At 71.3% G+C, this 25,569-nt stretch carries 22 protein-coding genes; 11 read left to right on the top strand and 11 right to left on the bottom strand.

Features of this window, described 5'->3' with window-relative positions:
- Positions 1–263: 263 nt before the first annotated feature.
- Together ADK55_RS21050 and ADK55_RS21055 are read right to left on the bottom strand one after the other, a co-directional pair.
- Positions 264–743 (bottom strand): Zn-ribbon domain-containing OB-fold protein, encoded by a 480-nt coding sequence (locus tag ADK55_RS21050; protein WP_053680953.1) that lies wholly within the window; start codon positions 741–743, stop codon positions 264–266.
- The gene (locus ADK55_RS21055) at positions 740–1,192 is read right to left on the bottom strand and encodes a DoxX family membrane protein (protein WP_053680955.1); all 453 of its coding nucleotides are present in this window, start codon (positions 1,190–1,192) and stop codon (positions 740–742) included. Before ADK55_RS21055 ends, ADK55_RS21050 begins: the two co-directional genes overlap by 4 nt.
- A gap of 246 nt (positions 1,193–1,438) precedes the next feature.
- On the opposite strand from ADK55_RS21055, the gene ADK55_RS21060 reads away from it, so the two are divergent.
- The 3 genes from ADK55_RS21060 (at position 1,439) to ADK55_RS21070 (ending at position 6,026) form a co-directional block, all read left to right on the top strand.
- Positions 1,439–2,608 carry a flavin-containing monooxygenase gene (locus ADK55_RS21060; RefSeq protein WP_053680957.1) on the top strand — a complete coding sequence of 390 codons (1,170 nt, stop codon included), beginning with the start codon at positions 1,439–1,441 and terminating at the stop codon, positions 2,606–2,608.
- 308 nt (positions 2,609–2,916) lie between these two features.
- Entirely contained in the window at positions 2,917–5,151 is a 2,235-nt protein-coding gene (locus tag ADK55_RS21065; protein WP_053680959.1) for an acetate--CoA ligase family protein, read from the top strand.
- A 53-nt stretch (positions 5,152–5,204) separates the two neighbouring features.
- Entirely contained in the window at positions 5,205–6,026 is an 822-nt protein-coding gene (locus ADK55_RS21070) for an enoyl-CoA hydratase/isomerase family protein (RefSeq protein WP_053680961.1), read from the top strand.
- Between the two features lie 54 nt (positions 6,027–6,080).
- Here ADK55_RS21070 and ADK55_RS21075 read toward each other — a convergent pair whose 3' ends face one another.
- Entirely contained in the window at positions 6,081–6,860 is a 780-nt protein-coding gene (locus ADK55_RS21075) for a VOC family protein (protein ID WP_053680963.1), read from the bottom strand.
- Positions 6,861–7,149: 289 nt separating this feature from the next.
- On the opposite strand from ADK55_RS21075, the gene ADK55_RS21080 reads away from it, so the two are divergent.
- On the top strand, positions 7,150–7,761 hold the full coding sequence (locus ADK55_RS21080) for a flavin reductase family protein (protein WP_053680965.1): 612 nt from the start codon (positions 7,150–7,152) through the stop codon (positions 7,759–7,761).
- Positions 7,762–7,861: 100 nt separating this feature from the next.
- On the opposite strand, the gene ADK55_RS21085 is transcribed toward ADK55_RS21080, so the two are convergent.
- Genes ADK55_RS21085 through ADK55_RS21095 form a run of 3 tightly spaced genes read right to left on the bottom strand, consistent with a single transcriptional unit; the run spans position 7,862 to position 11,104 of the window.
- Complete coding sequence (locus ADK55_RS21085) at positions 7,862–8,929, bottom strand: Zn-dependent alcohol dehydrogenase (protein WP_053680967.1); 1,068 nt, start codon at positions 8,927–8,929, stop codon at positions 7,862–7,864.
- Positions 8,926–10,173, bottom strand: a complete 1,248-nt coding sequence (locus ADK55_RS21090) for an acyl-CoA dehydrogenase family protein (protein ID WP_053680968.1) — start codon at positions 10,171–10,173, stop codon at positions 8,926–8,928. Before ADK55_RS21090 ends, ADK55_RS21085 begins: the two co-directional genes overlap by 4 nt.
- 10 nt (positions 10,174–10,183) lie before the next feature.
- The gene (locus ADK55_RS21095; RefSeq protein WP_053680970.1) at positions 10,184–11,104 is read right to left on the bottom strand and encodes an SDR family NAD(P)-dependent oxidoreductase; all 921 of its coding nucleotides are present in this window, start codon (positions 11,102–11,104) and stop codon (positions 10,184–10,186) included.
- A gap of 109 nt (positions 11,105–11,213) precedes the next feature.
- On the opposite strand from ADK55_RS21095, the gene ADK55_RS21100 reads away from it, so the two are divergent.
- The 4 genes from ADK55_RS21100 (at position 11,214) to ADK55_RS21110 (ending at position 15,821) form a co-directional block, all read left to right on the top strand.
- Complete coding sequence (locus ADK55_RS21100; protein ID WP_053680972.1) at positions 11,214–12,140, top strand: cyclase family protein; 927 nt, start codon at positions 11,214–11,216, stop codon at positions 12,138–12,140.
- Positions 12,141–12,605: 465 nt separating this feature from the next.
- Positions 12,606–14,285, top strand: a complete 1,680-nt coding sequence (locus ADK55_RS21105) for an Eco57I restriction-modification methylase domain-containing protein (RefSeq protein ID WP_234350181.1) — start codon at positions 12,606–12,608, stop codon at positions 14,283–14,285.
- Positions 14,286–14,296: 11 nt separating this feature from the next.
- Complete coding sequence (locus tag ADK55_RS36630; RefSeq protein WP_234350182.1) at positions 14,297–15,226, top strand: PaeR7I family type II restriction endonuclease; 930 nt, start codon at positions 14,297–14,299, stop codon at positions 15,224–15,226.
- A gap of 292 nt (positions 15,227–15,518) precedes the next feature.
- Positions 15,519–15,821 carry a hypothetical protein gene (locus tag ADK55_RS21110; protein ID WP_053680974.1) on the top strand — a complete coding sequence of 101 codons (303 nt, stop codon included), beginning with the start codon at positions 15,519–15,521 and terminating at the stop codon, positions 15,819–15,821.
- Positions 15,822–16,101: 280 nt separating this feature from the next.
- Here ADK55_RS21110 and ADK55_RS21115 read toward each other — a convergent pair whose 3' ends face one another.
- The 4 genes from ADK55_RS21115 to ADK55_RS21130 all read right to left on the bottom strand — a co-directional run bounded on the left by ADK55_RS21115 (position 16,102) and on the right by ADK55_RS21130 (position 20,318).
- Positions 16,102–16,575 (bottom strand): ATP-binding protein, encoded by a 474-nt coding sequence (locus tag ADK55_RS21115; protein ID WP_053680976.1) that lies wholly within the window; start codon positions 16,573–16,575, stop codon positions 16,102–16,104.
- Between the two features lie 440 nt (positions 16,576–17,015).
- Positions 17,016–17,942, bottom strand: a complete 927-nt coding sequence (locus ADK55_RS21120; RefSeq protein ID WP_053680978.1) for an acyl-CoA dehydrogenase family protein — start codon at positions 17,940–17,942, stop codon at positions 17,016–17,018.
- Positions 17,943–17,946: 4 nt separating this feature from the next.
- Entirely contained in the window at positions 17,947–19,110 is a 1,164-nt protein-coding gene (locus ADK55_RS21125) for an acyl-CoA dehydrogenase family protein (RefSeq protein ID WP_053680980.1), read from the bottom strand.
- Positions 19,101–20,318 (bottom strand): amidohydrolase family protein, encoded by a 1,218-nt coding sequence (locus tag ADK55_RS21130; protein WP_053680982.1) that lies wholly within the window; start codon positions 20,316–20,318, stop codon positions 19,101–19,103. Before ADK55_RS21130 ends, ADK55_RS21125 begins: the two co-directional genes overlap by 10 nt.
- Positions 20,319–20,445: 127 nt before the next feature.
- Here ADK55_RS21130 and ADK55_RS21135 point away from each other — a divergent pair, with 127 nt between their 5' ends.
- Positions 20,446–22,188 carry an AMP-binding protein gene (locus ADK55_RS21135; protein WP_234350183.1) on the top strand — a complete coding sequence of 581 codons (1,743 nt, stop codon included), beginning with the start codon at positions 20,446–20,448 and terminating at the stop codon, positions 22,186–22,188.
- Positions 22,189–22,459: 271 nt separating this feature from the next.
- Here the strand turns inward: ADK55_RS21135 and ADK55_RS21140 are convergent, their stop codons facing one another.
- Entirely contained in the window at positions 22,460–22,978 is a 519-nt protein-coding gene (locus ADK55_RS21140; RefSeq protein WP_053680984.1) for an EF-hand domain-containing protein, read from the bottom strand.
- Positions 22,979–23,314: 336 nt separating this feature from the next.
- On the opposite strand from ADK55_RS21140, the gene ADK55_RS21145 reads away from it, so the two are divergent.
- Together ADK55_RS21145 and ADK55_RS21150 are read left to right on the top strand one after the other, a co-directional pair.
- Positions 23,315–23,893, top strand: a complete 579-nt coding sequence (locus tag ADK55_RS21145) for a sigma-70 family RNA polymerase sigma factor (protein WP_053680986.1) — start codon at positions 23,315–23,317, stop codon at positions 23,891–23,893.
- Positions 23,890–25,329 carry a zf-HC2 domain-containing protein gene (locus ADK55_RS21150; RefSeq protein ID WP_078999217.1) on the top strand — a complete coding sequence of 480 codons (1,440 nt, stop codon included), beginning with the start codon at positions 23,890–23,892 and terminating at the stop codon, positions 25,327–25,329. The genes ADK55_RS21145 and ADK55_RS21150 overlap by 4 nt, the downstream gene beginning before the upstream one ends.
- Positions 25,330–25,569 lie beyond the last annotated feature (240 nt).

Consider the following 25,569-nt stretch of genomic DNA (forward strand, 5'->3'; position numbering starts at 1 on the left):
GCGGCCCGGACCGGGAGGGTGGGCCCGTACCCCTGCGCCTCAAGCGCCGGCGGGGCTGGGTTGGGCGGCCCCCGTACCGGGGGGGGGGCCTGACCCCCACCCCCCAGCCCCGCCGGCGCTTGAGGCGCCCGGCGCAGCCGGGACCGGCAGCAACCAACCGCAACGCGGCAAGACGGCAAGACGGCAACGCGGCAACCACCACCGCCCGGCCACGGCAACGGCAACGGCAACGGCAACGGCAAAGACCAAGGCAAAGACCAGGGCTACGCCACCCCGAACACCGGCACCCACACCCCCTCCGCCGCCTCGCGGAACGCCACCTCCAGCGGCATCCCGACCCGCAACCCGGCCCCGGAGGACCCGGCCCCGGAGACCACACCCCCGTCCCCGGAGGACCCGTCCCCGGAGGACCCGCCCCCGGAGGCCGGCACAAGCTCCGTCATCAGCCGCGGCCCCTCCTCCAGGTCCACGACCGCCGCCACGTACGGCACCCGCTCCCCGAACGGCGGCAGGTCGTTGCGGTGGATCACCGACCACGTGTACAGCACGGCCCGCCCCCCGGCCTGCTCCCACGTCACGCGCTCCTCGCCCGCCCAGCAGTACGGGCAGAACTCGCGCGGGTAGTGGTGGGCGCGCCCGCAGTCCGCGCAGCGGCGGAGGAGGAGTCGGCCTTGCGCCGCCGCGTCCCAGTACGGGCGGGTGAAGTCGTCGACCTCGGGCAGGTCGTACCGGACGGTGTTCACAGGAAGAGTCCCATCGCCGCGTCGAGTGACCAGACCTGCCAGCCCATCGCGAACAGTGCGACGATCGAGATGAGCGCCATCATCGCGTTCTGTCCCTGCTCGGCCCAGTCGTGGATCATCAGCACGAGGTAGAGCAGGTTCAGCAGCAGTCCGCCGACCAGCGCCACGGGCGTCAGGAGGCCGAGCACCAGGCCGAGTCCGAGGGCGAGTTCGGCGTACACGACCACGTACGCCACGAGTTTCGGCCTCGGCCGGACGACCGTGTCGAAGCCGCCCTTGACGAAGCCCCAGCGGTGCTTGCCGGCGACGTCGGCGGCCCAGGAGATGCCGGTGCCGCGTTCGAACCAGCCCTTCTTGTCCTTGTGCCGCCAGCTCTCCAGCCACCACAGGCCGAGGCCTATCCGGAGCACGGCTGTCCATTCGGCCCCGCTGAGCCAGATGGTCTGCATCGGCGTCCTCCACCCCTCTCGTCATCTGACGGTACGTCAGTTGAGCGGATCCACACCGATCCCGCAAGGCCCCGCGCACCGAACCGCAAGGCCCCACGCACCGAACCGCGAGGCCCCACGCACCGAGCCGCGACACCCGGGGTCGAACCCCGACGGTCGCCCCCACGGCACCCCGTGATCGATCCGCAATCGATTCCCTCCTCGTCCGAGACCCACCAACTCTGTGTGTCGATACGATCACTCTTCATGCCCGAAGCTCCCGACATGACCACCCAGCCCCGCCCGACGTACGTGATCGGCGCCGGTCCCGGCGGCCTCGCCGTCGCCGCCGCCCTGCGCACCCGCGGGGTCCGCGCCGTGGTCGTCGAGAAGTCCGACGCCGTCGGCTCCTCCTGGCGCCGCCACTACGACCGGCTCCACCTGCACACGACGCGACGGCTCTCCGCGCTGCCCGGCCTGGCCGTGCCGCGTCGTTTCGGACGTTGGGTCGCGCGCGACAACGTGGTGCGCTACCTGGAGAAGTACGCCGAGTTCCACGAGCTGGAACTGGTCACCGGGGTCGAGGTGACACGGATCGAGCGGGCCTCGGACGATTCCGGCTGGACCCTGCACGCCAGTGGCGGCCGGGAGTTGGCGGCCGGTGCCGTGATCGTGGCGACCGGGTTCAACCACACCCCCCGGCTGCCCGAGTGGCCGGGCCGTGAGGCGTACGGCAAGGAACTGCTGCACGCCGCCGACTACCGGGCCGCCGCCCCGTACGCGGACCGCGATGTACTGGTCGTCGGCGTCGGCAACACCGGCGCCGAGATAGCCGTGGACCTCGCCGAGGGCGGCGCCGCGCGGGTGCGGCTCGCCGTGCGCACCGCCCCGCACATCGTGCGCCGCTCCACCGCGGGCTGGCCGGCCCAACGCACCGGGATCCTGGTGCGCCGGCTGCCCGTGTGGCTGGTGGACCGGCTGTCCGCGCTGGTGGCGAGGGCCTCCGTCCCGGACCTGTCGGCGTACGGGCTGCCCCGCCCCGCCACCGGCCTGTACAGCAGGGTCAGGCAGGGGGCGATCCCGATCCAGGACGTCGGGCTGATCGACGCCGTCCGGTCCGGCCGGGTCGAACCGGTCGCCGCCGTGGACGCCCTCGACGGCGACGAAGTGGTACTGGCGGACGGTACGCGGATCAGCCCGGACGTCGTGATCGCGGCGACCGGCTACCGGCGGGCCCTGGAGGGGTTGGTCGGTCACCTCGACGTACTGGACGACCGGGGACGGCCGCGGGTACACGGCGGCCGCACTCCCGCGCACGCGCCCGATCTGTACTTCACCGGTTTCACCAACCCCATCAGCGGCATGTTCCGCGAGCTGGCACTGGACGGCCGGAAGATCGCCAAGGCGGTGGCCCGGAAGGACCGCGCCCGCCCCTGAGGCCGGGCCCCGCACCACCCCCGCACCACCCCGCCCGAAGCCTCGCCGAAGCCCTCACCCGAGCCCCCACCGCAGCCCTCGCCCCAGCCCCCGGCCGCCTCGGCCGAATCCCGCCTGGACCCGCGGTGGGGGGATCTGCCACCGTTCACCACATCACCTCCACCACCTTTCCTGCGCAGGCCTGTTCCTGACGGCGCGTCAGTTCAGTAATCTGACTACGCGTCAGTTAGCGCATTCACGTCGTGCATTCGCGTTGTGCGTTCATGAGTTCGGTTCATGGAGTTCATCGAGCAGGAGCGGGCGGAACGATGCTTGGATCTACTCACGGCACCCTCACCACCGACTTCCGCGCACGCGTCGAGGCCTGCGGGGAGACCCCCAGGACGGCCGTCCACTCCTCGGCGGCGCCGTCCGCCGAGGACGCGGTCGCCCTGGACGTCAGCGGTCGCCCCCTGCACGCCGAGGTCCCCGACCTGGACCGGTTCTTCCGGCCCGAGTCGGTGGCCGTCATCGGCGCCTCCGACGCCGAGGGCAGGCCGAACACCGGCATCACCCGGCAGCTCCTCGCCTGGGCGCAGCGGGTCGGCGCCCGGATCCACCCCGTCCACCCGACCCGCGCCACCGTCTTCGGGCTGCCGTGTCACGCCTCGGTGGCCGACCTGCCCGAGCAGGTGGACCTGGCGGTCCTGCTCGTCGGCGACCCGCTGCCCGTCATCGAGGAACTGGCCGAGGCCAAGGTCAAGTTCGCGGTGGCCTTCGCCTCCGGTTTCGCGGAGACGGGCGACGCCGGGGCCGCCGCCCAGGCCCGGCTCTCGGCCGCCGTCGAACGCTCGGGCCTGCGCCTGCTCGGCCCGAACACCAACCTCAACGCCTTCGAGGCGTTCCGCGACGACCTCGACGGCCCGGCCATCGCGCTGATCACCCAGTCCGGCCACCAGGGCCGGCCCGTGTACACGCTCCAGGAGCTCGGCATCCGGCTCTCGCACTGGGCGCCGACGGGCAACGAGGCCGACCTGGAGACCTCCGACTTCATCTCCTACTTCGCGGAGCGGCCCGAGGTCGGCGCCATCGCCTGTTACGTCGAGGGACTCAAGGACGGCCGCTCCTTCCTGCTGGCCGCAGACCGGGCCGCCCGCAACGGGGTGCCGGTCGTCGCCGTCAAGGTCGGCCGCACCGAGACGGGCGCCCGGATGGCCGCCTCCCACACCGGAAAGCTGACCGGCGCGGACACCGTCGTGGACGCGGCCATGCGCCAGTTCGGGGTGATCCGGGTGGACGGCCTGGACGAGCTCCAGGACACCGCCGCCCTGCTGGCGCGGGCCCGCAAGCCGCTGGCGGACGGCGTGGTCGTGTACTCGATCTCCGGCGGCACGGGCGCCCACTTCTCCGACCTGGCCACCGAGGCGGGCCTGAGCCTGCCGACCCTGACGCAGGCCAAGCAGGACGAGCTGCACCAGTGGATCCCGGAGTACCTGAACGTCGCGAACCCCGTGGACAACGGCGGTCACCCCGTCGGCGACTGGCGCGGCCGCAAGATCATCGACGCGCTCCTGGCCGACCCGTCCGTGGGCGTGCTGATCTGCCCGATCACCGGCCCCTTCCCGCCCATGAGCGACAGGCTGGCGCAGGACCTGGTGGACGCGGCCGAGCAGAGCGACAAGCTGGTCTGCGTGATCTGGGGTTCCCCCGTCGGCACCGAGGAGGCGTACCGCACGACCCTGCTGGGCTCCTCCCGCGTCGCCACGTTCCGTACCTTCGGCAACTGCATCACCGCGGTACGGGCCTACCTCGGCCACCACCGGTTCACCGCCTCCTACCGTTCCCCCTTCGACGAGGCCCCGCGCACGCCCTCGCCCTCGTACCGCAAGGCGCAGGCCCTGATGCGGCCGGGCCAGCAGCTCAGCGAGCACGCGGCGAAGCAGCTGTTGCGGGCGTACGGGATACGGGTTCCCCGCGAGCAGTTGGTGACCAGCGCGGCGGCGGCCGTCCGCGCGGCCGGACTGGTCGGCTACCCGGTGGTGATGAAGGCCTCGGGCCCGCAGCTCGGTCACAAGACGGAGCTGGGGCTGGTGAAGATCGGCCTGACCTCCGCGAGTCAGATCCGCGACGCGTACCGGGAGCTGACGGACATCGCGCGCTACGAGAACGTCCCGCTGGACGGGATCCTCGTCTGCCAGATGGTGGAGCGCGGCGTGGAGATGGTCGTCGGCGTCACCCGGGACGACCTCTTCGGGCCGACCGTGACGGTGGGCCTCGGCGGGGTCCTGGTCGAGGTGCTGCGCGACGCGGCGGTACGGGTGCCGCCGTTCGGCGAGGACCAGGCGCGGGCGATGCTGACGGAACTGCGCGGCCATCCGCTGCTGGAAGGCGTACGGGGCGCCCCGCCGGCGGACGTGGACGCGCTGGTGGAGGTCGTCCTGCGGGTCCAGCGGATGGCGCTGGAGCTGGGCGACGTGCTCTCGGAGCTGGACATCAACCCGCTGATGGTCCTCCCGCGCGGCCAGGGCGCGGTGGCGCTCGACGCGCTGGCCATCTGCCGCTGACCGCCGCTCGTCCCCCGCCCTCCCGAGCCCGGACCGACTGGAGCCCGTACCCCATGACCGCACCGGACGCCACGACCGCACCGGACATCGACTCCCTCGTGCTGCACCGCACCGAGAACGGCGTTTCCTGGATCACCCTGAACCGTCCCGAGGCCATGAACGCCGTCACCATGGAGCAGCGCGAGCGCGTCATCGGCCTGCTCGACGGGGCCTCGTGCGATCCCGCCGTCCGGGCCGTGGTCGTCACCGCGACCGGTAAGGGGTTCTGCGCCGGCGCCGACCTGCGCGGGGGGCCCGCCGCGGGCGAGCGGATCGCGGGGGACGTGGCCCGGTTGATCCGGTCGGGGGCGCAAAGGTTGATCACGTCGGTCCTCGACTGCGAGAAACCGGTGATCGCCGCGGTGAACGGCACGGCCGCCGGGATCGGCGCCCATCTGGCACTGGCCTGCGATCTGGTGATCGCGGCGGAACCGGCGCGGTTCATCGAGGTGTTCGTCCGCCGCGGGCTGGTCCCGGACGGCGGGGGCGCGTACCTGCTGCCGAGGCTGCTCGGACCGCAGAAGGCCAAGGAGTTGATGTTCTTCGGCGACGCCCTGCCCGCCGCCGAGGCCGAACGTCTGGGCCTGGTCAACAAGGTGGTCCCGGCCGAGGCCCTGGAGGCGACGGCCCGGGAGTGGGCGGAACGCCTCGCACAGGGCCCGACCCGGGCCATCGCCATGACGAAGCAGCTGGTCAACGTCTCGCTGGACGGTGACCGGGCGACCGCCTTGGCCGCCGAGGCCACCGCCCAGGAGATCAACATGACCACCGCCGACGCGAACGAGGGCGTGGCGAGCTTCGTGGAGCGCCGCACCCCGAAGTACCTCGGTCGCTGAGGACCGGCCCACGACCGCGACCGCGACTCACGGCCGGGGACCGCGCGCCGGGGACTACATCTGCGGGTCGGGCTTCAGCAAGGCGAACATCGCGCCCGCCGGGTCGGTGAGGAAGGCGATCCGGCCGACGCTCGGCACGTCGGCCGGCGGCATCAGCACGGTGCCGCCGTTCTCGGTGGTCTTGGCGACGGTGCCGTCGACGTCCGGCGCGTTGAAGTACGGCACCCAGCCCGTCGGGCCGCCGCCCTGCGAGGGGGCGACGCCGCCGAAGGAACCGTCCTGCTGGTCCCCGTCGGCGATGCTGAGCACGCGGTACGCCATCTCGGGCGTCGCCTGCATCTCCGCGTGCCGCCAGCCGAACACGCCGTTGTAGAAGGCGATGTCCCGGGCCGGGTCCGGTACGTGCAGTTCCACCCAGATGAGGCTGTGGGGAGCGGAGCCCAGCTCGAAGCCCGCGGTCCGGCCCGGCTGCCACAGGGCGAACTCCGCGCCCTGCGGGTCGGTGGCCTGCGCCAGCCACCCCTGCCCCATGACGTCGGTGGGCTCCATGCGGATCGTGCCGCCGCCGTCCTTGATCGCCTGGACGGTGGCCTGGATGTCGCGGGTGTCGAAGTGCACCATCCAGGCCGGCTTCGCCCCTTCCTCGGTGAGCGCGCCGATCGCGGCGACGGTCTTGCCGTCCAGCCGGAAGAACCCGTAACCGCCGGCGTCGGGGCCGGCCGAGACGAACTCCCAGCCGAAGAGGGCGCCGTAGAAGGCCGCGTCCCTGGCGATGTCGGGGCTGCCGAGGTCGAGCCAGTTGGGCGAGCCGGTACGGAAATCGGTGCCGAGCATGAGGATCCTCCTGGGTGGACGGGGCGGATGGGACGGGTGCCACCATGCCGAGCCCGCACGGGGCAGCCGGGCGTTCGAGTCCGCGCGAGGCGCCGGTTTCACCCGTACGGGGGAATTTCATCCGTACGAGGCACACCCACCGCCCCCACCCACCGCCCCCGGCCGTCGACCCGCCCACCGGCCCGCCCATGCCTCATCCGCCGGAGCGCCGCATTCGCCCGATCCCGCCCACCCCTTCCTATCTGACGCCCCGTCAGCTTCAATCGTTCCTGTGATGGGACACGCAGGGATGGCGGCCACCGTCGTCCGATACCTCAGGTCAGTGGGCTCCCCCACCTCCGCCGCGGCGGAGCCGGAACCCGTCAACACGCTGCCGCGCCCCGACCTGCGGGCCGTCGGCGAGGACGAGCGCGCGCCCGTCAGCCCCGCCGAGTTCCGGGCCGTGCTGTCGAACTTCGCCAGCGGGGTCACGGTCATCACCGCCCCACCCGGCGCGGACGAGGACGGGCCGGCAGGCTTCGCCTGCCAGTCCTTCGCGTCGCTCTCCCTCGACCCGCCCCTGGTCACGTTCATGGTGGCCCGTACGTCGACCACCTGGCCGCGCATCGCCCGCGCCGGGGTCTTCTGCGTCAACATCCTGGGGGCCGAACAGGGTGGCCTGTGCCGCTCGTTCGCCGTGAGCGGCGCCGACAAGTTCGCCGGCGTCCCGCACCGCCCGAGCCCGGTCACCGGATCGCCGCGACTCGACGACGTGCCCGCCTGGATCGACTGCCGGATCCACGCCGTCCACACCGGCGGGGACCACCTCATCGTCGTCGGTCGCGTCGAGGCCATGGGCGCGGACGGCGAGGGCGATCCCCTGCTCTTCCACAAGGGCCGCTTCGGCCGCTTCACGGACTGACGCCCCGCCCCGAAGGGCCCGGCCGACGGATTCCCCGCCGGCCGGGCCCTTCGCCGTCCACCTCGAAAGGCGGCTCGAAAGACGACTCGGAGCAGGCGGCTCAGAAGGTGAGGACCCCGCGGGCCACCCGGCCGTGGTGGGCGTCGTCGGCGGCCTTGGCGAAGTCCTCGATCGGGTAGACCTCGGTGACGAGTTCGTCCAGCAGCAGCCTGCCCTGCCGGTACAGCTCGGCGTAGAGGGCGATGTCGCGCTGGGGGCGCGAGGATCCGTACCGGCAGCCCATGATCGTCTTGTCCAGGTACAGGGACGACACGAGGAACGACGCCTCCTCCTTGAAGCCCGGCACGCCCAGCAGGATCGCCTGCCCGTGCCGGTCCAGGAGGTCGACGGCCTGGCGGATCAGTTTCACGTTGCCCACGCACTCGAAGGCGTGGTCCGCCCCCGTGGGCAGGATCTCCCGCACCGCCGCCGAGGAGTCCGCGACCGCCGAGGCGTCGATGAAGTGGGTGGCGCCGAACTGTCGGGCCACCGCCTCCTTCGCCGGGTTGGCGTCCACCGCGACGATGGTGGTCGCGCCCGCGATCCGCGCGCCCTGGAGCACGTTGAGGCCGATGCCGCCGGTGCCGATGACGACGACCGACTCGCCCCGGTCGACCCTCGCCCGGTTCAACACCGCCCCGACGCCCGTCAGGACCCCGCACCCGATGAGCGCCGCCGAGGTCAGCGGAATGTCCGAGGGGATCTTCACGGCCTGGACGGCCTTGACGATCGTGCGTTCCGCGAAGGCCGAGTTGGAGGCGAACTGGAACAGCGGTTTCCCGCCCCGCGAGAACGGCTGCGCCGGCATCCCGATCGCCTTGCGGCACATCGTGGGCCGTCCCCGGTCGCAGTCCGCGCACGCCCCGCAGTTCGCGAGGGTGGACAGGGACACGTGATCGCCGGGCACCACGTGCGTGACCCCGGCGCCGACCGCGTCCACCACGCCCGCCCCCTCGTGTCCCAGCACCACCGGCGGCGGGAAGGGGATCGTCCCGTCGATCACCGACAGGTCGCTGTGGCACAGCCCGGCCGCCGCCATCGCGACGAGCACCTCTCCCGGCCCCGGGTCGCGGATCTCCAGATCCTCGACCACCTGGGCCTGCTTGCCGTCGAACACGACGCCTCTCACCTGGGCTCCTTCGGCAGGCCGAGCACGCGCTCGGCGATGATGTTCCGCTGGATCTCGTCCGAGCCGCCGTAGATCGTGTCGGCGCGGGTGAACAGGAACAGGCGCTGCTCCTCGTCGAGTCCGAGTTCGTACGGCAGGCCGGGCGCCCAGTCCACGGGCCCGGCGGCGGCCTCCGCGCCCCGGACCGCGACCGCCAGTTCCCCGAGCCGCTTGTGCCAGCCGCCCCACAGCAACTTCGCCACGCTCGGCGCGCCCGCGTCACCGGCCGCGCCCAGGGTCCGCAGCGCGTTCCACCGCATCGTGCGCAGCTCGGCCCACTGCCGTACGAGTCGGTCCCGCAGTACGGGGTCCCCCGCACCCGCGGCCCCGCACCCGGCCCCGTACCCGGTGCCGCCCGCGCCCGAGGCCGTGTACGCCGCCAGCACCCGTTCCAGCTCCGCGGCGAAGCCGATCTGCTGGACCAGGGTGGACACCCCGCGTTCGAGGGCGAGCAGTCCCATGGCCACCGACCAGCCGTTGCCCTCGCCGCCGACGACCTCGGCGGCGAGGGCCCCGTCGAAGAAGACCTCGTTGAACTCCGCCGTCCCCGACATCTGCCGGATGGGCCGGACCTCGACGCGCCCCGGCTGGTCCATGCGCACGAGGAGGAACGACAGCCCCGCGTGCCGCCGCGATCCGGCCTCCGTCCGGGCGAGGACGAAGCACCAGTCCGCGTCCCGGGCCAGGGAGGTCCAGATCTTCTGCCCGGTGACCCGGTACGGGCCGCCCGGGGCGCCCGGGTCCCGGACCGCCTTCGTGCGGATGCCGGCGAGGTCGGACCCGGCGCCCGGCTCGCTGTACCCCTGGCACCACAGCTCCTCGCCCCGCGCGATCCCGGGCAGGAAGCGTTCGCGCTGCTCCCGGCTCCCGTGGGCGATCAGGGTGGGGGCGAGGAGGTTCTCCCCGATGTGGCCGACCCGGCCGGGCGCGCGCAGCGCCGCGTACTCCTCCGCCCACACCACCTGCCCGGTCAGGGAGAGCCGCCGCTGCCCGTAGGCCCCGTCCGGGACCTCCCAGCCCTGTCCGATCCAGCCGCCGGCGCCCAACTCCCGTTCCCAGGCGCGCCGCGCCGCGACCTCCTCGTGTTCGCTGCCGGGTCCGCCGAGGCCGACGGCCCGTTCGTACGGTCCGACGAGGTGCCCCGCCAGCCACGACCGGGCGCGGGCGCGCAGCGCCTCGTCCTCGGCCCCGAAGCTGAAGTCCACCGGCCCCCCTCTACGCGTTGGGGCGGTCCTTGGCGGCCGCCGCCTTCGCCATGGCTTCGAGCTGCGCGAGCATCGGCATCGGGTCGGTACCGACCGTCCCGGGGAGGAAGTCGGCGATCTTCTCCGGGGTCCAGGAGCCCTCCGCGTACCCGGCGCGCAGCTCGCGCGGCTGGGCCCACACGGCGATCTTCGGGCCGGCGATCGTGTAGACCTGCCCGGTGATCCGCTCGCCGCCGACGGCGACGGCCCGGTCGGAGAGCAGGTAGGTGACCAGCGCGGCGACGTCCTCGGGCTCGCCGATCTCCTTGAGCTCCATGGGCACGTTGGCCGACATCCGGGTACGGGCGACGGGCGCGACGGCGTTGGCCGTGACCCCGTACTTGGCGAGCCCGAGCGCGGCGGAGCGGACGAGGGAGATGATGCCGCCCTTGGCGGCGCTGTAGTTGGCCTGGGCGACGGAGCCCTGGTGGTTGCCGCTGGTGAAGCCGATCAGGGTGCCGCCGCCCTGCTTGCGCATGACGGCGCAGGCGGCGCGGAAGACGGTGAAGGTGCCCTTGAGGTGGGTGGCGACGACCGGGTCCCACTCCTCCTCGGACATGTTGAAGAGCATCCGCTCGCGCAGGATGCCCGCCACGCACACGACACCGTCGATCCGCCCGTACCGGGCGAGCGCGGTGTCGACGACGCGCTGTCCGCCCGCCATCGTGGAGACGTCGTCGGCGACGGCCACGGCCTCGCCGCCCGCGGCGACGATCTCCTTGACCACCGCCTCGGCTATCTCGCTCGTGGGTTCGCCGCCCTCGATGCCGACGCCGTAGTCGTTGACGACGACCCGGGCGCCCTCGGCGGCCGCGGCGAGTGCCACGGCCCGCCCGATGCCCCGGCCCGCGCCGGTGACGGCGACGACCTTGCCTGCCAAGAAGTTCCCCACGCCCGACCCCTTCCCGCGATTTCTGACGGACCGTTAGATTCTATGGGCAGGCGGACGCGCCCGCACAAGCCCCTGTGAGGTTCCACATGGCAAGGAGCTGATGAGTCAGATGGGCATGCCCGCCGAGTTCCACGACATCGCCAAGCGCGTCAACAACTGGGGCCGCTGGGGCGCGGACGACGAGATCGGCACCCTCAACCTGATCACCGACGAGATCGTCCGCGCGGCCGCCGCCGAGATCCGCACCGGCCGCCGGATCCCGCTCGCGCTCCCGCTCAAGGAGGACGGGGTACAGGTCGGCATGATCCCCGGCCGGATCAACCCGCTGCACACGATGGTGCAGGTCAACCAGGAGATCTTCGGTCCGGGCACGGTCGCGTGCAGCGACGACGCCGTGACGATGGGACTCCAGTGCGCCACCCACTGGGACGCCCTCACCCACGTCTCCCACTCCGGGAGGATCTACAACGGCCGCCCCGCCGGCACCGTCACGGCGCACGGCCGGGCGGAGTTCAGCGGCATCGACAAGGCGGGACCCATCGTCTCGCGCGGGGTCCTGCTGGACGTGGCCCGCGCCAAGGGCCTGGACCGGCTCCCGGGCGACCACGCCGTGACGCCCGAGGACCTCGCGGAGGCGGAGGAGTTCGGCGGGGTGACCGTCCGCGCCGGGGACATCGTCCTCGTCCGCACGGGCCAGATCCAGGTCTACCTGGCCGGCGACAAGCACGGCTACGGCTTCCCGTCACCCGGCCTGTCCGTCCGTACGCCCGAGTGGTTCCACGCCCGGGACGTGGCGGCCGTCGCCAATGACACCCTGACCTTCGAGATCTTCCCGCCGGAGATCGACAACCTCTGGTTGCCGGTGCACGCGCTGGACCTGGTGGAGATGGGCATGCACCAGGGCCAGAACTGGAATCTCGAAAAGTTGTCCACAGCCTGTGCAGAAGAATCCCGCCACGCGTTCCTCCTCTCCGCGATGCCCGAACCCTTCGTCGGCGCGGTGGGCACCCCGGTGGCCCCGGTCGCCATCCTCTGACCGGCCCGCAGCCCGCACGGACCGGGACAACCCCGGCCTACGGCCAAGGCGGCTGGGCCCGGCGGGCAGGCCGCGTCCGGGACCAGGCCGAGTCGGAAGATCGACCTCGGCTGCCTGAACCACCCCTCACGTTCGCCACAGAGCCTTTCGCATGTGCTCAATCAACCCTTGGCGGGCTGCGCGAACAGTTCGCCACGCCTGGACATGCTCTGCCGGTTCCGCAGCGCGCACGCGACCACCACATCGCGACTCCGAGATGGACGGAGCGTCGTCTGCGGGTTCCGACAGGTCCTCGTGAACGTGAGGGGGCCCGGCAATGGTGGGTAGAAATCCGACGCCCGTCGGCAGCCGGCGTGGTGTCCTGCAGACAACCGGCATGACACCTGCCAAGCGGCCCCGCCACCTTGACCGCTTCCACCCCGTCAGGGCCCCGAGTCGCCGACCGCCTGCCTGTATCGTCACAGCGTGGCAAGCATCCTCACGACTACCAACACGGACAGCGCTCACCTCAGTGACTCGCTCACCGAGGCGGTTCAACACGGCGAGGTATTCACACACCGCTGGGTGGTCGAAGCGATCTTGGATCTGGTCGGCTACACGCCCGACCGCGATCTCACTCAAATGCACATCGTGGAACCGGCCTGTGGATCCGGCGCCTTCCTCGGACCGATCACCGAGCGGCTAAGCGCCTCTTGCCGATTGCATGACAGGTCAATCGGTGAAGCTGTGGACGCCGTAAGCGCATACGACCTGCTGGCTCCCAATGTCCGAGACAGCCGCAAGCTGGTCGCAGAGCGCCTCCACGCGGATGGATGGAATCAGGATGACGCCCGGAAGCTGGCCAGAGCGTGGATCAACCAGGGCGACTATCTCCTTCAGAAAGAGCCGGGAAGAAACGCCGACTTCGTCGTAGGAAATCCCCCCTACATTCGGCTGGAAGACGTTCCCGCTGAACGAATGAAGGCCTACAGGTCGGCCTGCACCGCCATGGGCGGCAGAGCTGATGTGTACATCGGATTTTACGAGATCGGACTGAAAAGCCTCAAACCCGACGGAGTGCTTGGTTTCATCTGCGCCGACCGCTGGATGCGAAATCAGTACGGTAGTAAGCTTCGCGAACTCGTATCACGCTCATACAGTGTTGATCTCGTACTCAGCATGCATGACGTAGATGCGTTCCAAGAGCAGGTATCCGCCTATCCGGCGATCTCCATCATCCGCAACGGACCGCAGGGAACTGCCGTCGTCGCCGACACCACGAAGCACTTTGGGCCGGGCTCGATCGCCGAATTCAAAGAATGGGTCAACACTGCAGATGAGCCGCACATCAGCGGTGACTCCTTTCACGCTGCCCGACTTCCCCATTGGTTCGATGGCACCGACTCCTGGCCTGCCGGGTCGCCGGCCAGACTGGCCATGCTGGAAGACCTGAGTGACCGCTTCGGGCTGTTGGAGGACTCGTCCAGCGGAACACGGGTCGGAATTGGCGTAGCCACGGGAGCGGACAAGGTCTTCCTCACGCAGAGCACCAGCATTGTCGAGAAGGAACGGCTTCTCCCCATGGCGATGGTGCGGGACACCACGTCCGGGTGGCTCGACTGGAACGGCAGCCACCTCGTCAACCCTTGGGACGACGCCGGCAATCTGGTCGACCTCTCCGAGTACCCCAAGCTGGCCGGCTACCTCGAAGAGCACGGCGAGGCTCTACGAAAGCGGTACGTAGCGGTCAAGCAGCCCCATCGTTGGTACAAAACCATCGATAAGGTCGACCCGCACCTGGCCGGTAGGCCGAAGTTGCTGTTCCCGGACATGAAGTTGACCATCCATCCGGTGCTTGATCCAGGACGGCTGTACCCTCACCACAACCTGTACTTCATCGTCTCGGACTCGTGGGACATGCGAGTACTCGGGGGCATCCTGCTGTCCCGGGTGGCCGAAGCCTTCGTGGAAGCGTATGCAGTGAAGATGCGCGGAGGGACGTTGCGCTTCCAAGCGCAGTATCTGCGACGAATTCGCGTTCCTCTGCCATCCGAGATTTCACCTGAGGACCAGGCCGCCTTGACGTCTGCCTTTGATGATCGTGACGTCGATGCGGCCACGGCGGCAGCTCTCCGAGTCTATGGCCTGGCCGAGCTACCCGACTAGGAGAGTTCATCTTGGCAGTCAGCCACCTGGACCTCGAAGGTGCCATTTCGGCGTACTGGAAAATCAAGGAAGAGCAGGCCGCAAAAGCGCGGGCCAAAAAAATCGCCAAGATGGAAAAGGACAAGAAGGCCGCAGAAATCCTCGGCAACCCTGGCGCGAGTGCCGACGCCAAGGATCTGGCCATTAGGGTGGCGGCGACCGAAGGCGATTCCGATGCTGTTGCCGCGGGAGCAGATCCTGGCGAAGAAACGGGAACGGAAGGATCGGTCAGGGGCGGCAAGCAGTTCGACCCGATCGCCAATCTGATCGCCAGGTTCTTTCGGGATGCCGGATATCCGGAAAGCTGCATCCAAACTGCATCTCAGCTTGAGCTCCCAGGGTCATACCGACCTCAGAAGAAATGGGACCTGGTAGTCAACTGGGGCGAAAGTCTCGTTGCCGCGTTCGAGCTCAAGGCGTTGGGCGGCCCCTCATACGGAAACAATTTCAACAATCGGGTGGAGGAGGCCGTAGGTAGCGCCACAGACGTCCGACGGGCATTCTTCAAGATTTACCCCGAATCCGAGAAGCCCTGGCTGGGATACCTTTTCATCATGCAGGACGACGAGGACTCTCGACGTCCGGTACGCATCGCAAAGTCGCCGATTCTCGTCGACGATGCCTGGCGCGGTAAGTCATACCAGGGTCGTGGCGGGATTTTCTGCGAGAGGCTCCTTGAGGACGAACTGTATGACGGAGTCTGCTACGTGACGGCCCCCATGGGGAGTGGTAATTTCTCGGAACCCTCCACCACTGTGGGATGGGACGCATTCTCGAAGGCCATCGCCAGTAGAATTTCTGCACTCAAGAAGCAGGGGATTCCTGGCCCGGAAATTCCCGGGCAATCGACGCGGGCGGCATCCTCGACCGCAAGCGGGCGTGAAGCCGACATCCACGGCTGACATCAACGACGGCGGATGGCAGCAATAGCCCGTGTCTCCGTCACGGAGTCGCGGGAACTCGGGCAGGACGGACCCCACCTGCAAAGCACATGTCCGCAGCCTGTGATCGCACCCCTATCCACCCCGGGCAATGACCTTCGCAGTGCGATGCGCGCAAGGGGGACCCCGGGTATCCGGAGGTTCAGCGGGCCGCCCGCTGCGGCCCTGTCGCATCGACCGGCCAGGGTGGCCGGTCGATGCGACAGCCCGCAGCCCGCAGCCATTCGACCTACCTCGGCTGTACGGTGACCGCGTGGACGAGGAATCGGTGCTCATCAGACTCACGCGCGACCAGGCGTTCGTCCTGTCCCACTGGCTCCACGAGGTCATGATGCGGTCCGACAGACTCGCGGGCATCGTGCCCGACGGTGCGGTCTGGTCCGGGATCCACGCGATCTCGGGGACTCTCGAAACGACGCTGCCCGAGGTCTTCCTGCCGGACTACGCCCGCCGCCTGGACGAAGCGCGACAACGTCTGCTCGCTGCCATGGGTGGCGAGGAAGCAGACGAGATCCTGCCGGCGAGCCTGCCGTCCGGCGATGACAGCACCGGCTGACACCGGCACTCCCGCCCAACCGAACCCGACCCACCCGCCAGGCGCTCCCCGCTCGACCGTCCCGGGACACCGCCCCGCCAGGCACCCGCTCCGGGGCCCGGTCGCGGGCCCCGGAGCGGTTCGACCTGCGGGTGGCGGCGACGCGCATGCACGCCCCGAGCGCGGCACGGCAGCCGCCACCCCACGACCCGCACTCGTCAAGGCAGGACCCTTGGCGTCCCCTCGCGACGAATCGCTCCACACCAGAGTGATCAAGATGTGACGAACCGTCAACACCTCGTTAGAGGTACACGCGGGGTTCCCGGTTCTGGTCAAAATGTTCGGAAGGTTTCCGGAGGCCGTCCGCGGCGCAGTCCGCGGCCGCCTTCTCCGCGCGGTCGACCTCGCACCAGATCCGCTTGCCGGCGCCCTCGGGCTGCCAGCCCCAGCGGTCCGCCAGGCCGTCCACCAGCTCCAGGCCGCGCCCGCCCGTGTCGTCCCCGGCCGCCTGCCGGCGGGCCGGCGCCCGGTCACTCGCGTCGGCCACCTCGACCCGCACCCCCGGGCCCCCGAACAGCATCCGCAGCACCGCCGGACAGCCCGTGTGGACGACGGCGTTGGTGACCAGCTCGGAGATCAGCAGGATCAGGATCTCGGCGAGCGGTTCGTCGTCCCCTATGCCGGAGCCCGCCAGCCTGGACCGCGCCCACCGGCGTGCCCGGCCGACCTCGGCGGGGTCCGCGCCTACCTCAAGCTGAACCTGAAGCACCTGCACCGCTCACACCATCCGAACCGGCGGACACTTCGCCTCACGACGGAACGGGATCACGATCCGTGACCCCCTTGCGGAGCAGCATGGTTGACGTACAGTCACCACAACAAGCGCTTCGGGCATATTCCCGCGCGAAGGAGTAGGCGTGGTGCATACTGTGCGGCGCTCACGCCGCTCAACCGCTCGCATTCGTCGGAGCGTACCGGAGCGAGCACCCGACTCCGGTCCGTAATGTGCCGGGCGAAGGACACAAACCGATATCAACTCTCTGTAATCAGACATGCGTCCCGCCGCGTCCCTCCCGTGCCTCCGCGTCGTACCGAACCGGCACCCCGAACCGGTCCCCGTGACCGGCTACCCGCGACCCTTTCCGAACGCCGCCCTCCGGTTGCCATCCCCCGGGTACCCCGCCCGGCCCCCGCTACACCGAGGCACACCCCCCGTCACTCCGGCCGCCGTTGAACCCGCTGCACCGCGCCCTCCAGCAGGTCCGCCGCCAGCAGTTCCTCCGCCTCGGCCGCCGTGCGCCACTGCTCGGCCCGCACCCAGGCCCGTTTCAGGTGCAGGTGGACGTCGGCCTCCCAGGTGAACCCCATGCCGCCGTGCACCTGGAGGCAGTCCCGGGCGTTGCGCACGGCCGCCTCGTCGGCCAGCAGCTTCGCCGCCGCCGTCTCCGCGGGGTCACCGGTCACCGCCGCCGCGTAGACCGCCGTACGGGCCACCTCGGCCCGTACCAGCATCTCCGCGCACAGGTGCTTCACCGCCTGGAAGGAGCCGATCGGGCGGCCGAACTGCTCGCGCTCCCCCGCGTACCGGACCGCCAGTTCCAGGGTCCGCAGGGCGCTCCCCACCTGGAGGGCGGCCGTCAGCAGGGCGCCCTCGTCCCTGTGGTCGCCGGGCATCGGGGCCGACGCGACCCGGTGCAGCGGGGTCAGCGGGTCCGCGGAACGCACCGGCTCGGCCGGGGTCGAGGCGAACCCCGGCAGCCCGAGCACGGCGTCCGCCTCCCCCCAGTGCGCCACCAGGGACCCGTCCAGGTCCGAGGCCGTCACCACGGCCGTCCCGGCCGCCGCCCCCGGGACCGCCCCGGCCGCGAGGTGCGTGGCCACCAGCGGCCCCGGCACCAGCGCCCGGCCGGCCTCCTCGAAGACGAGGACCGCCTCCGGGAGGCCGAGCCCGACCCCGCCCTCGGCCTCGGGGAGGCGCAGCGCGAAGAAGCCGGCCTCGCCGAGCTCCCGCCACAGGTCCCGGTCCACGCAGACACCCGACTCGACGGACGCCCGCAGGGCCTCGCGCCCGTACCGTCCGGCCAGCAGGTTCCGTACGCCCGCCCGCAGGTCCCGCTGTTCCTCGGTCGGCTGGAAGTCCACCGGCTCACCGGCCCTTCGGGAGGCCGAGGATCCGCTCGGCGACGATGTTCCGCTGGATCTGCGAGGTGCCCGCGGCGATGGTGTACGACAGGGACGAGAGCCGGTCGAGGACCCATTCCTCGTCCAGCACGAGGGAGCCCGCGCCCAGTACCAGGGCGGCGACGTCGTACAGCTCCTGCCGGGCGTGCGAGTAGGCCAGTTTGAAGACGCTGCCGCCGGTTCCCGGGACGCCGCCGGAGCGCTCGGATTCGCCGACGTTCCACTGCGTGAGTCGCCACAGGGCGCCGAACTCGCCGTGGAGGCGCCCCAGGGCACGCCGTACGACGGGGTCGTCCCAGCGCCCGTTCGCCTTCGCGGTGCGGGCCAGGTCCCCGAGGGTCCGCCGGCAGGCGACCACCTCGCCGACGAACGCGGTCCCCCGCTCGAAGGACAGGGTCACCATGGTGACCCGCCAGCCGTCGTCCTCGGCTCCGACCCGGTTGCCGACCGGGACCCGCACCTCGTCCAGGAACATCTCCGCGAACTCGGTCGACCCCGCGAGGGTCCGCAGCGGCCTGACCGTCACCCCCGGCGCGTCCATCGGCATGGCCAGCCAGGTGATCCCCCGGTGCTTGGGGGTGTCCGGGCCCACGGGCGTGGTCCTGACCAGCAGTTCGCACCAGTCCGCCACCTCGGCGTGCGAGGTCCAGATCTTCGACCCCGTCACGACGTACTCGTCGCCGTCGCGCACGGCGCGGGTCCGCAGCGCCGCCAGGTCCGAGCCCGCGCCCGGCTCGCTGAACCCCTGGCACCACACCTCGTCGCCGCGCAGGACGGGCGGCAGCCAGCGCGCCCGCTGCGCGGCGGTGCCCTCGGCGGCGATGGTCGGGCCGGCGTGCAGCAGCCCGACGAAGTTGGCGCCGACGTAGGGGGCGCCGGCGCGTTCCGTCTCCTCCAGGAAGATCAGGTGCCGGGTCGGGCCGGCGCCCTGCCCGCCGGCGTCCACGGGCCAGTGCAGTCCGGCGTACCCGGCGTCGTACAGCCGGCGCTGCCAGCCCGCGTCGTACGCCCGCCGGCCGGGCCAGTCGTCGGGGGACGGCTTGGCGGGCAGTTTGGGCAGCACCTTGGCGAGCCACTCGCGCAGCCGGGCCCGGAACTCCCGCTCCTCCTCGGTGGGGGTCAGGTCCACTGGCGTTCCGCCCGCAGGCCCTTGTCGAGGTCGAGCCCCAGCATGCGGATGGCGTTGCCGCGCATCAGCTTGTAGACCGTCTCCTCGTCGAGGCCCTCGACGTGGTCGAGGGCGACCTCCTTGGTGTGCGGGAAGGTCGAGTCGACGTGCGGGTAGTCGGTCTCGAAGGTCGCGTTGTCGCGCCCGACGACGTCGAGCGAGGCGATGCCGTGCTTGTCGCGGAAGAAGCAGCAGAACATCTGCCGGTAGTAGTAGGTGGACGGCGGCTCGGGGATCAGGTCGCGGACCCCGCCCCAGGCCCGGTGCTCGCGCCACACGTCGTCGGCGCGCTCCAACGCGTACGGGATCCAGCCCATCTGGCCCTCGCTGTAGGCGAGCTTCAGCGTCGGGAACTTCACCAGGACCCCGGAGAAGAGGAAGTCCATCATCGAGGCCATCGCGTTGTTGAAGCTGAGGGAGGCCTGCACGGCGGGAGGCGCGTCGGGGGACGCGGCCGGCATCTGCGAGGACGACCCGATGTGCATGTTGACGACGGTGCCGGTCTCCTGGCAGACGGCGAAGAAGGGGTCCCAGTACCCGGAGTGGATCGACGGCAGCCCGAGGTAGGTCGGGATCTCGGAGAAGGTCACCGCCCGGACCCCGCGCGCGGCGTTGCGCCGGATCTCGGCGACGGCGAGGTCGATGTCCCAGAGCGGGATGATGCACAGCGGGATCAGTCGGCCGCCGCTGTCGCCGCACCATTCCTCGACCATCCAGTCGTTGTAGGCGCGCACACAGGCCAGCGCGACCTCCTTGTCGTGCGCCTCCGCGAAGGTCTGGCCGCAAAAGCGCGGGAAGGTCGGGAAGCAGAGCGAGGCCTCGACGTGGTTGAGGTCCATGTCGGCGAGCCGCGCCTTGGGGTCCCAGCAGCCCCGGCGCATCTCCTCGCGGGTGATGCCCTCCAGGGTCATGTCGTCGCGGTCGAAGCCGACGGCGGCGATGTTGCGCTTGTACGGGAACTTCAGGTCCTCGTAGATCCACCAGTCCGTCGGCGGGCCGTCGGGGTCCATGGTGATCACGTACTTGCCGCCCGTGTAGGCGAGTTCGCCGATGCCGGCGGTCAGCGGCTTGGGGCCGCGGTCGCGGTACTTGGCGGGCAGCCACACGTCGAAGAGGTGCGCGGGCTCGATCACGTGGTCGTCGACGCTGATGATCCGAGGCAGTTCCATGGTGTCCCCTCGCCCTATCTGATGGATCGTCAGAAACAAGCTAGCCCCGCCACCCCTGGACCGACAAGCGCCCGAGCCCTACGCTCTGCGCTGGATCTGACTAGCCGTCAGTTAAAGGGGGTCCGGGATGACGGACACAGAAACGGGCACCGGCACGGGCACCGGTACGGGCCCGGGAACACACTCCGACGCGGCCCCGGGCACGCACCCGGGCGCGGGCCCGGACGGCGGCACGGGCGCGGGCCCGGACGGCGGCACGGGCGCGGGCACGGACGGCGCCAGGACCATCACGACCGGCGCGCCCCCGGCCGCCACCGCCACCTCCACCGCCACGGCCATCGAGCTCGCCCGCTCCCGGACCTTGTGGGAACTCGTCGACCGCCGGGCGGCCCTCACCCCCGACACCCCGGTCCTCATCGAGGCCGCCGAGGACCCCGCCGACGACCGTTCCCTCACCTTCGGCGCCCTCCGCGACCGCTCCGAGGAGGTGGCCGCCGGTCTGTACGCGAAGGGCGTGCGCGCGGGCACGGTCGTCGCCTGGCAGTTGCCCACCCGCATCGAGACCGTCCTGCTCTCGGTCGCCCTCGCCCGCCTCGGCGCCGTCCAGTCGCCGGTCATCCCCTTCTACCGCGACCGGGAGGTCGGCTTCGCGCTCCGGGAGTCGAAGGCGGAGTACTTCGCGGTCCCCGGCGTCTGGCGGGGCTTCGACCACACCGCGATGGCCGAACGGCTCGGCGCCCGCGGGATCTTCGAGGCCTACGACTCCCTCCCCGCGGGCGACCCCTCGACCCTCCCGCCGCCACCCGGGTCCGGAACCGACGTGCGCTGGATCTACTGGACCTCCGGCACCACCTCGGACCCCAAGGGCGTTCTGCACACCGACCGCTCGCTGATGGCGGGCGGCTCCTGCCTGGCCCACGCCCTGCACCTGACCCCGACCGACGTGGGTTCGATGGCGTTCCCGTTCGCCCACATCGCCGGCCCGGACTACACCGTCATGCTGCTGCTGTACGGGTTCCCGGCGGTCCTGTTCGAGAAGTTCGCGATGCCCGGCGCACTGGACGGGTACCGGCGTCACGGGGTCACCGTCGCGGGCGGCTCGACCGCCTTCTACTCCATGTTCCTCACGGAGCAGCGCAAGCGACCCGACCGCAGGCTCATCCCCACCCTCCGCCTCCTGGCGGGCGGCGGCGCCCCCAAACCTCCGGAGATCTACCACGCGGTGGTGCGCGAACTCGGCTGCCAACTCACCCACGGCTACGGCATGACCGAGGTCCCCATGATCACCATGGGTTCGCCCGACGACACCCCCGACAACCTCGCGACCACCGAGGGCCGCCCCCCGTCGACGATGTCGATCCGCATCACCTCACCCGACGGGGCGCCGCTCCCCGCGAACGAGGACGGCGAGGTCCGGTTGCGCGGCGAGGCCGTCTGCCAGGGCTACCTGGACCGCGAGCAGTCGGCCGACGCCTTCGACGCCGACGGCTACCTCGTCACCGGCGACCTGGGGCACCTCACCCCGGACGGCCACCTCGTGCTCACCGGGCGCAGCAAGGACGTCATCATCCGCAAGGGCGAGAACATCTCCGCGAAGGAGATCGAGGACCTCCTCCACGAACTCCCCGCCGTCGCGGACGTCGCCGTCATCGGGCTGCCGGACCCCGAGCGCGGTGAGCGCGTCTGCGCGGTGGTCGAACAACCCCCCGGCACGACCCCCCTGACGCTGGTGGACGTGACGGGCCATCTCCGCGCCCAGGGCCTCTCCCCCCACAAGCTCCCCGAGCAGTTGGAGGTGGTGGACGCGCTCCCCCGCAACGACGCCCTGCGCAAGGTCCTCAAGTACCGGCTCCGCGAGCGCTACTCCTGAGCGGACGCCGAACACGGCAGCCCGAGGCAGGGACGAGGGCGCGCGCGACGGGCGCGCCCCGGCCCGGACGCGCCCCGCCCCGGGGCCGCCCTCACCGGGCGGGCCCGACGGCCCGGGGCCCGGTGACGCGGGGCCCGGTGACGCGGGGCCGAGGCACGCGGCCGAGGAAGCGGCCGCGGAGAGCCGGGGCCCGGTGACGCGGAGCCGAAGGCAGCCGTCCGGTGAGGCGGTCCCGAGAGCCGACGTCCGGTGGCACGGGTCCGGGGTCCGGTCAGGCGTCCGGGGCCTCCACGCCGCAGTAGCCCGCGAAGGCCGCCAGGATCTCGTCCTCGGAGATGCGGCCGTCACCATCAGCGTCCAGCGCCTCGGCGACCGTCCCGGCCACCTCGACGGGGGTGCCGAGCACGCTCAGCACACGGGCCGCGGCGGCCGGGGTGGCGCCGCCGCCGTCCTCGTCGGCCACCGCGATCACCGCCCGCAGGAACGGTCGGGCGATCTCCGCGAACCGGTGTGGGTTGTCCCGCAGCCGCTTCGCCGCGCCCGTCACGAACTCCTCGCGGGAGACCCGCTGGTCCCCGTCGACGTCCGCGATGCCGGCCATGCCCTGCCAGAACGCCTCGGCTCCGCCGAAGATCGCCTGGCCCTTGTCCGAGCGTGCCGTCGTACCGAATTCGGCCAGCACGGCCTTCGCGGCCGCGCTGAAGTCCTCGCGGTCGATATAGCCGGACCCGTCCTGGTCGAAGGTGGCGAATCGGGCGGCGATCTTGCGCTCGTATTCTGCGCTGTCCATATTCGGCGTTCCGCCTTCACATGTGCGATGGGGTGCAGTTGAGGTGCAGTTCAAGACAAGGCAGGAGCGTAAGGCCTCCGTGGCCTGCGCGTTAAGCGAAGCGGTCAAGGAGGTGGCCGCATCGAACCCGCGCACGGGGAGCGCGGCGGGGCGCGCATGTGTGTGCCAATCGGCGTGCCCTTACGGGTGTCACGTACCGGAGTCACTTTTCGCCGACGACCACGAGCGACGGGCCTATCACGCAGGGCACTCCCACGAGACCCGCTTCCCCCAAAAGAGGCGCACACCCCCATGTGCCCACTACATTCGATGAGTCGACACACGGCTGGGGGCAGTATGCCGAAGGACGTACCACCGCGCTGGGACCGCCGCATGCAGCAACGACTCGCCCGGGGCGAGGCCGCGGCGCTCGGCGAGCTCTACGACCGGTTCGCCTCGCTGGTCCACGGCCTGGCCCACCGCGTCCTGGGCGACGAGACGGGCGCGGACCGGATCACCCGCGAGGTGTTCGGCTACATCTGGGAGAACCCGGACGCCTACGACCCCAAGCAGGGCTCCATGCGTTCCTGGGTCGCCCGCGTCACCCAGCGCCAGGCCGTGGATCGGCTGCGCCAGGCCGAACTGGGCCGCGGATCCCGTGAGGAACTGGAGCAGAAGGTGCGCACCGCCAACGCCGCCGCCCGCGCGGACTACATCGTCACCTCCATGCCCGCTTCCCTGCGAGCCGCCCTGGAACTCGCGTACTTCAAACGCCGCGACTACCGGCAGGCCGCCGCCGACCTGCAGATCAGCGAGGACGAGGCGCGCCGCCGGTTGCGGCTCGGGCTGCAACTGCTGTCGACCGCCAACGTCCTCCCCCGGGAAGGCGCCTCACCGCCCGGATACGGCCCGCCCGGATATGGAACGCCCCGATGACCGGTCCCGCCGAAGAGTTCCCCGAAGACTTTCCCGACGGCTACCAGCGGCCCGTGAGCGGTTCCGCGTGGATACCCGGCCCCCGCGGGCCCGCCGACGACCTCGATCCGCGGCACGCGCCGGACCCGTTGCCCCGGGAGTCGCCCGAACCCGCACCGGACCGGACGCCGCCGCCGGCGCGCGAGCCGTCCCGGCTCCCGCTGCCCGAGCAGTCGCCACCCTCGGAGCCCTCGGCGGACCCCTCGGCGGACCCCTCGGCGGACCCGTCGTCGGAACCACCGCCGCCCGAGCCGTCGGCCGAACCCTCGGCCGAGGACCTCGCGGTGCCCGGCCCGCCGCCCACGCACGCCCTGCTGAAATCCCTGCTCGGCGCCTGGGCGCTGGCCGCCTGCTCGGCCGAGGAGACCCGGGCCGTGGAGGACCACCTCACCGAGTGCGCGCCCTGCGCCGAGGAGGCCCTGAGGCTGCGGGACGCCGTGGGCCTGTTGCAGCCCGAGGAAACCCTGGACCTCAAGCCGCTGCTGCGGTCGCGGGTGTTGGAGGACTGCCTGGGCAGGCGCCCCGCCCGCATTCCGGTACCGACGTGGGCGACGCCGTACGACACCGAGACGGCACGGCTCGACGCGCTGCTGCGGGACTTCGGCGACGCGGAGTGGTACACCCCGGTGCGGCTCAAGTGGTTCGAGGAGGAGCGGCGCAAGACGCGCCGGACCACGGTCGCCGGGGTGATCGGGCACCTCCTGACGGTGGACGGGCTCGTCGCCGCGGCCCTCGGGCTGGACGACCCGCTGGGTCCGCAGGCACCACCGGGCGACCCGACGGACCGTACGGAGCACTTCTGGAACTCCCACCCCCACCCGACGACCCGCCAGGTCCGCGAGCCGTGGCGGGAACAGGGGCACACCCTGATCCGTACGGTCTCCTTCGCGGGCCGCGGCGTCGCCGAGCTGGCCGTGGACTACGGGCATTTCGCGCTGCCCCTCGCGGACGCCTTCCTGGAGCGGGCCTTCGAGTGCTGGGTCCACGCCTGGGACATCGCGGAGGCCGTCGACTATCCGTACGAGGCCCCGTCCGCACCGCACCTGCACCAGATGATCGACCTCGCGGCGCGCCTGCTGCCCGGCGCGCTGGCCGAGCGGCGCCGGGCCGGACTGGCGGCACCGGCACGCGGACTGGTCGCGGCGGGGGCGCCCGGTCGGACCCTGCACCTGGAGATCGAGGGAGCGGGCGGTGGCGGCTGGGACATCGCGCTGGACTCGCCGGCGGCGAAGCCGTCGGCGGAACACACCGTCGCGCACGTCGCCCTGGAGGGCACCGAGTTCTGCCAACTGGCCGCGGGCCACATCTCCCCGGAGGAGGCGGCCGCCGGACAACACGGCGACCGCGAGGCCATCCGCGACGTCCTCTTCGCGGCAGCCTCCCTCAGCCGCCTCTAGGCCCCACCGGCGGTCCCGGCACCCTCAGCCTCGCCGGCGGTCTCGGCACACCCAGCCCCGCCGGGGTCCGGCACACCCAGCCCCGCCGGCGTTTGAGGCGCGGGGTCTGGGGCGGAGCCCCAGGTGACCCCGGCTCCGCCAAGCACCGGGCTCCGCCCGGACCCGCGCCTCAAACGCCGGCGAGGCTGAAGGTGCCGGACCCCGGCAGGTCCAGAGGTACCGGACCCCGGCGAGGCCGGA

This window comes from Streptomyces sp. WM4235, from assembly GCF_001279725.1.
In the GTDB taxonomy this organism is placed as follows: domain Bacteria; phylum Actinomycetota; class Actinomycetes; order Streptomycetales; family Streptomycetaceae; genus Streptomyces.